We start from the raw sequence: 8,479 nt of genomic DNA, 5'->3' as shown, positions 1-8,479 counted from the left end.
CGTAATTGGGAAAGACCCAAAATTATAGAACCAGAGTTAAAGTACTATGCTGTTGATTGAGTGCCCCCGTAATTGGGAAAGACCCCTTTTAAATGGCGCGCTCGGAGGGACTCGAACCCCCGACACCTTGGTTCGAAGCCTTATACTCTTTTTATAATTTACAATAAAATCAATACCTTGCGATGCGTCACAACCCCTAAAAAACAGCCAAAAATGACCAAAAACAGCGTTATACTGTCACAGTTACGTCACGTTTTCGACACCATGTTATTGACCACGTTCCTAAGATGCTTAAGTTTATATTTAAGACACTTTTAAATTAAGCTCTCACTATGGTTACAATTAAAAGGCATCGAGGAAGCTATATTAAACTTTTATACTGAAGATTATTAGGATTGTTAATTTTTAAAGCCCTAGATGGAGTATCATGTTCTTCTTGGGATTTTGTAACTCTTGTTTTTTCTTTGGCTAAGTTCGTTCCGCCAATAACAACAAATCGATGCTTGTACTGTTTCAGAAAATCTTCATTTTCCCAATATGCAATACCAATCTTTTGGCAATAATATATGAAACACTCTGCGCCTTTAAGTTGATCCAATACTTCACTCCATTTGCCAGTGCTTTTTTTCATCTCGATATAAATAATCGTTTTATCAGTAAATGAAATCAACACAAAATCTGCTCTCTTGCATACTCCTTTGATGTTGTTAAAAATGCTTTTGGGTGCTTGGAAAGCATCTACCCTTATAACTAGACTATCTTCCGGTACATTTAGTATCTGTACCTCAGAACTTGTTTGGTCTTCTTTAAGAAGAACTTTTTTCTTTTTGTAATGATCTTCTAGATTTATTTTGGCTGAATCTTGAATGAGATTACGGATTATTTCTGAATCTTCCATAATTTAACTATCCCCCCAAATGATTTCACCTTGGATACGATTCATTTCATCAATGGTATTATCAAAACTATCTATTTTAATTCCATACATAGGATCTATACTAGCCTCAACTAATGTTGGAGCACGTACTCTGCGCTGATTTTCGTCAGTTACAATTAATGCATCTTCTGCTACGTATGCTTTGACTCTTTTGTAATCAAGTAATTCATCATTATGATATCCTTCATGCTTGATAATATCTTCAATATAGGGTTTGCTCTGTCTTAACATAATCAAAGTATTTAATTCTTTGATTATGTAATCACTATGAGTTGTAATACAAACTTTAATACCTATGTTCACTAATTTTGTTAGAAGCCTGGCCACCCTTCTTTGATTTTCTGGATGTAAATTTAGCTCTGGTTCATCTATAATTAATAAATCATTTTTTGCAGCAACATGCCTCAGATAAAACCCAATATCTAATAGTGATCTTACTGCACTCGAGCTTTGATCCATAGTAAGTCTAATTTTAGTTTTTTTAGGAACATAATAAAGCTCATCACTTTTATAAACCAAATATTTTCCACCTATAATATCACTAAAATCCTCAAGAATTTTTGAGTGCTCTTTTGCAATAAAACTCTCTTTCAAAGACGTTTTTTCTAATTCTCTAGTAAAATCTACGTTGTCTCTAACGGGTAGAGGATAATCTGAGTAAACTTTCGAGAGAAGCTCTAATGGGTTCATTGAATTATCAATTGCGCCCATTTCTTCTATAATTCTATTCCTAGCAAAGTTTAGTTCCTTTCTGAATATCGCCGCTCCGGTTCTTTCGGCACTAGCAATAAATATTTCAGTGAATAAATTTCCAAAAATAATATCTTTTAAAGCATCTCCAAGGATCCTATTAATTAAATTTTTTGGTATTTCTACTTTTTCTTTCTCCACTAACAAAGATACAACAAGATAGTGTGAGGATTCTTTTTTTGACATGGACAGTATTCTAGTTTTAGAAGCGCCCATCATACGTTCAAAAGATTCTAATGGCCGAATGTCATGCTTTTCCAACTCTATGGAAAATTTACTTTTTTCAAAATATTTTTCTGGTGCACCGAAATATTGAGGTAGCTTTTCAATATAATTATTACATGCTGTATCTAAGATATTTTTGGCATCATTAATATATATATTTAAGTCTATCTCTATAATTCCTTCATTCAGAAGTTTACGGATCTCATCATTAGAAATTTTAATAGAAAAATTATTCTTCCAATACTTAAAAAATCCATAAAGTGCATACACTGCGTAAGTTTTACCAGTGTTATTTTTCCCACAAATAATAGTTATATCTGCTAGGGAGAAAATCGCATTCTTTATAGCTCCAATATTAGAAATTTTTATTTTCATTATCTGGCTTCTTTAGTTTTATATAAACGTGTTATTCAAACCTCATAATGCACCTTAGCTTTCTTGTTTTATCATGCAAATAGGAAAGAGGCATTATGAAGAGAAAATTCTCAGCACTGAACAAACCACTCCGACTATATATTTAGTTGGATTATCCTTTATTTTAATACTACCCCAATTGTCGTTCTCTGCTTTTAGTTCAAATTCCTGTAAATCTTCATTAATAGATATTTCTCTATAGCGCCTTATAACTACTTCTTGCGTATTACCAAAACGTGAGACTACAAAATTTCCGGGAGAAGGTAATGAGTGGAACTTTGTTATAATGAGATCATTAGGTTTTAATTCAGGGTCCATACTTTCATCTTTAACTTTCAACGCAAAAGCATTCTCCCCAAGCCTTTGAGCTAAATCTGCCCCTACCGGTATGAAACTCACCTTACCCTGATTACTCTCACTTTTTATAGCCTCGATTGCGGTAACCGGATCACAAGCCTGCTGGTAATCCAAAATAGGGATCAAAGCGCCCAATCCGGGTATCTTTTTAGGCTGCTTCTCATCCGTTAAGCACATCAAATAAGCAGCAGAAACGTCCAATGCCTTTGCCAGTTGCTTGATTTCTTCTGGACCCGGCGTTCTATCCCCTCGCTCCCAATTGTTAATTCTTGATTGTTTTAAATCATCTGTCAGGCCAGCCAACGCTTTAAGTGTCAGGCCTTTTTCCTGGCGTGCAGCCTGTATGCGTTGCCCTATTTGTTCTTTGATACTCATCGTCCCTCGGATTCAAAGTTAAAAATGTTGAAATACCCCATTGATATTTCCACACATAGTGATATATTGAAATCTAATTTCCACGAAAAGTGTAAATAGATGGTTGTGTCTAATAAACATAACACAGAAATAACAGGAAAACGAATCAACAGGATCGTTAGGAATGGAATTCACCATCAACAACAACGAATTGGATCGACTGTACGGATTGCCGCATATCCAGCAGTTGGTCTACATAAGAGGGATTAGGCCTTATATGGATTTTAAAACGGGCATTGTTGGCGAAAAGCGTGGGATAAGCTATCAATCGCTGACCGAACAACTCTACATTGAACCCCATCCGGGTATCAAAGCCACGTCCTTTTCACGTGCTCAAGCGCGGCGTGCGATTGCAGGCTTGGAGCGTGTTGGGCTAATTGAGGTTCAATCCGAAGATCATCAACTGATTTTAAAATGCCTTTTAGCGACAAGGCATCAGTCCGTCCAAAATAAAGCCGTCACAAACCCGTCACAGTTAGCCGTCACTGTGGATAACTCTAAAAACGGCACCAGCACTGGGTTTTCAGCGAATGAAAAGACGAAAGCCGACACAGGCAAAACGGCAAAAGCCGTCATACCTCCTAATAAAGATTATTTATTATTTTTTTTATTATCCCAATTCGAGCAATTCTGGTCGCTTTATCCACAGCAACAAAACCGTGAGAAGGCCTGGGACGCCTTTCAGCGTTTAAACCCCGATGAAGCCCTTTGCCAGAAAATCCTTCATGCCTTAGAGGCACAAATCAATCACCGCAAGGAGCTCACCGCTAATGGCCAGTGGGTTCCTGCATGGAAGTACCCGGCTAACTGGCTTAGCCAGCAAGGCTGGAATGAAACCTTACCCGCAATCAACCGAAAGGAGTCACACCATGAAACCCATCAAGGATTTACTCGATCCAAAACTCAAGGCCAAAGCTTTTGGCATCAATTCGACAACGTCAGTTTCGACTTTGACACCGACAGTCACCCCACCACCGGCGAAGCAACCAACGTTGTCTACCTGCGAAAAGGAACCTCAGCACTATGACAAACGCATGGATACGCTCTTTACCCGCTTAGGCGCCATTTACGGCCATGTGTGGTGGAGCAGCTACAAAAGCGAATCGCTGCTTCATTTGGCCAAAAAAGAGTGGTCCGAGGGGCTTACCCGGTTTAACAACGCCACGCTTAAGGAAGCGCTGTTTTACTTTCGCGAAAACAGTAACTTTCCTCCGACTTTGCCGCAATTCATTGAGCGCTGCAAATCAAGCGTTAGACGCAATAACTTCTGCTCAGCCAAGGCAGAACTGCTGCAACGCATTGATACCAAAATCGCCTTAAAACACATTCAAGACCTCTATGCACTTTTGAAACACTAACCTCACAAGGAGAAATACCCATGCTAGTCCTGACCCGTAAATGTGGCGAACAAATCATGATTGATAAAGGCAAAATCCAAATCAAGGTGCTCTATGGCCGCCGCGGCATTGTCGCTCTCGGCATCTTAGCCCCGGATGACATTGAGGTGGATCGCAAGGAAATTTTCCTGCGCAAAATGGCCTCCACACAGCCCCGCTTGAAATAATCCCAAGAAAATAAGGACATTGACCATGACTACATTGCGTAAAACAATCAATCGCCTGCATCAGAAGCTGCTGTGGGCGATGTGTTTAGCCCCGACCACCACCTTTGCAGCCAGCATTGAAAGCATCCTCAATAACAGCATCCGTTTCCTACAGGGGCCACTCGCCCGCTCGGTAGGGATTTTAATTATCATCGGCTGCGGCTACCTCTGTATTGCCAAACAGAAATTTCCTAAAGAGCAGTTTGCCATGGTGTTGGTGGGCTTAGGCATTGTTTTTGGCGGCTCCAGTCTTTACAGCGTCTTAGTGGGTTAAGCCATGCAAGCCATTCAACAACACATCCTCTTTGGCGCATTAACACGACCGGCAATGACTGCCGGCGTGACCTTAGAATACCACTTGTTAAACCTGATGATGTCGATGTGCGCCTTTATTGCCTTAAATCCCCTTTATGGACTGGTCTTCTTACCCGTTCATGTGTTCGGTTGGTTAGTCTGCCGCCAAGACCCTCATTTTTTTACGCTGGTGTTTAAGCGCCTCGTGCACCTGCCAGCCTTGCCCAATCACCAACTCTGGGGAGTGCGCGCCTATGAGCCTTTCTAACACACTAAAACAACTACGCCGCGAAACCCCGGTATCGCGCGTGTTTCCGGTTACTCACTTCAACTCACCCACGGTGTTTGAATCCCATCACGGCCTATTAGGGGCAACACTGCAAATCGCCGGCATTCCGTTTGTGACGGAAAACCCCGATTTTTTAAACCAGATGAATGAGCGCCTGCATCAGGCGCTATTAACCATTGATGAGCGTTTCATGGTGTATGTCACCGTGCATCGCAAAAAAGAAAGCCTTCATTTAGGCGGCAACTTTCAATCGCGTTTCGCCTGGCGGGTGAATGACAAATACCATGCCCGCTTTGTAGGCAAGAACCTTTACCGTAACGCCATTTACCTGACCTTAGTGCTTAAAGGCGATGACTCAAGCCAAACTGCGCGCTCGCTTCATTGGTTTGAAAAATTAAACGCCTCACGTCACCTGCACAACAACATGGCGCACCGCGATGCGCAAATGGCCTTGCTCAATCAGCAGATGGATAGTCTTAAAACTGCTTTGTCGGCCTTTGGCGTGCATCGCTTAGGCGAGCAGGATGAGCGCCTAGGTTATAGCGAACTTATGGCTTTTTTAGGCCTGTGGGTGAATGGCGGCGAATCCCCGGTTTTAAGCTACCCCACGTTTTGTCCACCGATAAGCTTAAGTTTACCCGATACCTGGGTGAGCGAAACACTGTACCCTGAAGGCCACATCGGCCAGTATTTAAGCCGCAAGCAATTGTTCTTTGGTCATGCCATCCAGTTTCAAGGCAATGCCGATGACGACAAGCGCTTTGGCGCCATGCTTTCCGTTAAAAAATACGGCAAGCATACCCACTCACTGCTATTAGACCCCCTGCTGCAATTGGATGCCGAATTCATTGCCACCCACAGCTTTGCCCCCATTCCCCGCGATGCGGCACTCAAAGCCATCAACAAAAAACGCGGCAAGCTCATTAACGCCAACGATTTAGGCATCAGCCAGATTCAAGCCTTAGAAACGCTGGAGGATGATTTAGCCAGCGACAACGCCCGCCTAGGTTATCATCACAATACTTTGATGCTATTGGCCAATGACACCGCCACATTAGATAATCTCATTCGCGAAACAGAAACCCTCTACGCCCAGGCCGACATGACCTTGGTGCGCGAACGCTTAGGACTTGAACCGGCGTTTTGGGCACAAATCCCCACCAACCATGCGTTTATTGCGCGAGCATCCCTGATTACCTCCAGCAATTTTGTTGGCTTTTGTTCGCTGCATAATTTTAAAACCGGCTTTCGCGATGGTAATCACTTAGGCAGTGCGGTGACCTTGTTAGAAACCCCGTCTAAAACACCGGTGTACTTTAACTATCACAGCCAGTCATCAGCCACCAACCCGGCCAAAGGCCACACGGCCATTTTTGGTGCCACCAACGCCGGTAAAAACACCTTAGTTGCCTTCATGGACGCGCAAATGGAACGTTACGGACATCGCAGTTTCTTCTTAGACCGCGACCAGGCCTCTAAAATTTACGTGTTAAGCAGTGAAAAAAGTGCCTACACCATCATTTCCCCCGCCCATGCCAAAACACTGCGCATGAATCCACTGCAATTACCCGATACCAAAGCTAACCGCAGTTTCATCAAAGAATGGTTTGCACAACTGATTCGACAACCGAATGAAGACGACTTACCGAGTGCGCTCACGGAAACCATTAACGAGTGCATCGATTACGCCTTTGAGCACTTACAGCCGCGTTACCGCACTTTGTCGAATGTCAGTAAACTGCTGCCGATGGACTTTGCCCGCTGGCCGGAACTGCGCCGTTGGTTAAAAGGCCAGGGCACGATGGGTGATGGCGAGTTTGCCTGGCTGTTTGACCATGAAGAAGACGCACTTAATTTCGATTTTGATAAAGTCGGTTTTGACATCACTTATTTGATGGATGAAGTCTCACCGCTCATTTCAACGCCGGTTTACCTGTATCTCTTACACCGCATGCGCCAATGCCTTGATGGGCGTTTAACCTCGTTCATCATCGATGAAGCCTGGCAGGTGCTTAATTCCCCGTTTTGGTTGAAGCATTTAAAAAGCTGGCTTGCCACCATCCGTAAGAAAAACGGCCACTTCATTTTCATGACACAAACGCCGGAATCCGTGGTGGAATCAAGCATTGCCAGCGTCATTTTAACTAACCTAGCCACCACCATTTACTTCCCCAACCAAGCCGCGAATGCCGACACCTACTTAAACCATTTGCAATTAACACCTACGGAGTACGACACCATCAAAGGCTTAACCCCGGAATCCCGTCTGTTTCTTTACAAGCAAGGGCATGAATCGCTGCTGTGCAAATTGGACTTAAGCGATTTAGCAGAAGAAATTCGTGTATTTTCCGGCAACCAGCAAAGTGTCGCCTTATTCGATGCCATTGTCACGGAGGTGGGAAGTCAACCTGAACAGTGGCTGCCGGTCTTTTTAGAAAGGAGTGCCGCATGAAAATCCGTGATTTGGTCCTACTGTTAAGCCTTGCCTCGCTACCAGTACATGCCGACATTTTAAGTGTCGCCGATGCCGCGATGCTTACTAAAGCCATTGAGCAACTGGAGCAATTAAGAAGCCAATACCAGTTGTTAAGCCAAACCTACAGCACGGCGCAATCGCAGTTAGAAAACATGCAACAACTTAAAAATTTTAACAGCGGTCACTATGGCTTTGGCGGACTTGCCAACAGCCATGCCGATTTAAATGCCCGCCAATGGTCGCCTAATACCTGGGATGATGCGCTTCACAACATTGCCGGTGGTAATCCTGCCCGTTATCAGGAGTTAGTTAAAGCCTATCAGCGCAACCATGTGATTTTGGATGATGCCACTTATCGCAAAGGCGCCTCACTCACACGCCTTAAAGAATACAAAAACAACGTCGCGGTCAATCAAGCGGTCAGCGTGCAGGCCACCTATGCCTTTAACGAGGTCAATCGCCATTTAAAAGCCATCCATGACTTATCCAATCACATCGATAAGGCCGCCAACACCAAAGCCGCGATTGATTTAAATTCACGCCTGCTGGCAGAAATTGCCTACATTCAAACCGAGAATTTAAAACTGCAAACCTTAATGAGCCAGCAAGTGGCCCAGGAAAGCAGCACCACGCTAGCCACAGAAAATGACAACGTTCGTTTTAACGCCTTACCGGATGAATAACCAACAAGGAGTGTCTCATGCGTTTTATACCCCTTTT

At 43.2% G+C, this 8,479-nt stretch carries 10 protein-coding genes; 7 read left to right on the top strand and 3 right to left on the bottom strand.

Going from position 1 to position 8,479, the window contains the following annotated elements:
* Positions 1 to 361: 361 nt before the first annotated feature.
* The 3 genes from Lrub_RS03585 to Lrub_RS03575 all read right to left on the bottom strand — a co-directional run bounded on the left by Lrub_RS03585 (position 362) and on the right by Lrub_RS03575 (position 3,058).
* Positions 362 to 898 (bottom strand): hypothetical protein, encoded by a 537-nt coding sequence (locus tag Lrub_RS03585; protein ID WP_058530824.1) that lies wholly within the window; start codon positions 896 to 898, stop codon positions 362 to 364.
* A 3-nt stretch (positions 899 to 901) separates the two neighbouring features.
* Positions 902 to 2,287, bottom strand: coding sequence for an AAA family ATPase (locus tag Lrub_RS03580; RefSeq protein WP_058530823.1), 1,386 nt, complete (start codon positions 2,285 to 2,287; stop codon positions 902 to 904).
* A gap of 93 nt (positions 2,288 to 2,380) precedes the next feature.
* Positions 2,381 to 3,058, bottom strand: a complete 678-nt coding sequence (locus Lrub_RS03575; RefSeq protein ID WP_058530822.1) for a helix-turn-helix domain-containing protein — start codon at positions 3,056 to 3,058, stop codon at positions 2,381 to 2,383.
* A gap of 163 nt (positions 3,059 to 3,221) precedes the next feature.
* On the opposite strand from Lrub_RS03575, the gene Lrub_RS03570 reads away from it, so the two are divergent.
* From Lrub_RS03570 to Lrub_RS03540, 7 genes are read left to right on the top strand one after another with little or no spacing between them, the layout of a single operon-like run.
* Complete coding sequence (locus Lrub_RS03570; RefSeq protein ID WP_058530821.1) at positions 3,222 to 4,124, top strand: hypothetical protein; 903 nt, start codon at positions 3,222 to 3,224, stop codon at positions 4,122 to 4,124.
* Positions 4,125 to 4,131: 7 nt separating this feature from the next.
* A complete protein-coding gene (locus Lrub_RS03565; RefSeq protein ID WP_058530820.1) occupies positions 4,132 to 4,455 on the top strand; it encodes a hypothetical protein in 324 nt (107 codons plus the stop codon).
* Between the two features lie 20 nt (positions 4,456 to 4,475).
* Entirely contained in the window at positions 4,476 to 4,661 is a 186-nt protein-coding gene (locus Lrub_RS03560) for a carbon storage regulator (RefSeq protein ID WP_058530819.1), read from the top strand.
* Between the two features lie 25 nt (positions 4,662 to 4,686).
* On the top strand, positions 4,687 to 4,974 hold the full coding sequence (locus Lrub_RS03555) for a TrbC/VirB2 family protein (RefSeq protein ID WP_058530818.1): 288 nt from the start codon (positions 4,687 to 4,689) through the stop codon (positions 4,972 to 4,974).
* A 3-nt stretch (positions 4,975 to 4,977) separates the two neighbouring features.
* The gene (locus Lrub_RS03550; protein WP_058530817.1) at positions 4,978 to 5,262 is read left to right on the top strand and encodes a VirB3 family type IV secretion system protein; all 285 of its coding nucleotides are present in this window, start codon (positions 4,978 to 4,980) and stop codon (positions 5,260 to 5,262) included.
* Positions 5,249 to 7,735 (top strand): VirB4 family type IV secretion/conjugal transfer ATPase, encoded by a 2,487-nt coding sequence (locus Lrub_RS03545; protein ID WP_058530816.1) that lies wholly within the window; start codon positions 5,249 to 5,251, stop codon positions 7,733 to 7,735. Before Lrub_RS03550 ends, Lrub_RS03545 begins: the two co-directional genes overlap by 14 nt.
* The gene (locus Lrub_RS03540; RefSeq protein WP_058530815.1) at positions 7,732 to 8,442 is read left to right on the top strand and encodes a type IV secretion system protein; all 711 of its coding nucleotides are present in this window, start codon (positions 7,732 to 7,734) and stop codon (positions 8,440 to 8,442) included. Before Lrub_RS03545 ends, Lrub_RS03540 begins: the two co-directional genes overlap by 4 nt.
* The last annotated feature ends 37 nt before the right edge of the window (positions 8,443 to 8,479 follow it).

The sequence above is a fragment of the Legionella rubrilucens genome (assembly GCF_001468125.1).
Classification (GTDB): domain Bacteria; phylum Pseudomonadota; class Gammaproteobacteria; order Legionellales; family Legionellaceae; genus Legionella_C; species Legionella_C rubrilucens.
Note: the sequence above shows the minus strand (reverse complement) of the source record. Positions and strands in the feature narration are given on the sequence as shown.

Bases quoted from the DNA above. Each gene is read 5' to 3' on its own strand.
- Lrub_RS03585 (WP_058530824.1), bottom strand. From the start codon at position 898: ATGGAAGATTCAGAAATAATCCGTAATCTCATTCAAGATTCAGCCAAA.
- Lrub_RS03580 (WP_058530823.1), bottom strand. From the start codon at position 2,287: ATGAAAATAAAAATTTCTAATATTGGAGCTATAAAGAATGCGATTTTC.
- Lrub_RS03575 (WP_058530822.1), bottom strand. From the start codon at position 3,058: ATGAGTATCAAAGAACAAATAGGGCAACGCATACAGGCTGCACGCCAG.
- Lrub_RS03570 (WP_058530821.1), top strand. From the start codon at position 3,222: ATGGAATTCACCATCAACAACAACGAATTGGATCGACTGTACGGATTG.
- Lrub_RS03565 (WP_058530820.1), top strand. From the start codon at position 4,132: ATGGATACGCTCTTTACCCGCTTAGGCGCCATTTACGGCCATGTGTGG.
- Lrub_RS03560 (WP_058530819.1), top strand. From the start codon at position 4,476: ATGCTAGTCCTGACCCGTAAATGTGGCGAACAAATCATGATTGATAAA.
- Lrub_RS03555 (WP_058530818.1), top strand. From the start codon at position 4,687: ATGACTACATTGCGTAAAACAATCAATCGCCTGCATCAGAAGCTGCTG.
- Lrub_RS03550 (WP_058530817.1), top strand. From the start codon at position 4,978: ATGCAAGCCATTCAACAACACATCCTCTTTGGCGCATTAACACGACCG.
- Lrub_RS03545 (WP_058530816.1), top strand. From the start codon at position 5,249: ATGAGCCTTTCTAACACACTAAAACAACTACGCCGCGAAACCCCGGTA.
- Lrub_RS03540 (WP_058530815.1), top strand. From the start codon at position 7,732: ATGAAAATCCGTGATTTGGTCCTACTGTTAAGCCTTGCCTCGCTACCA.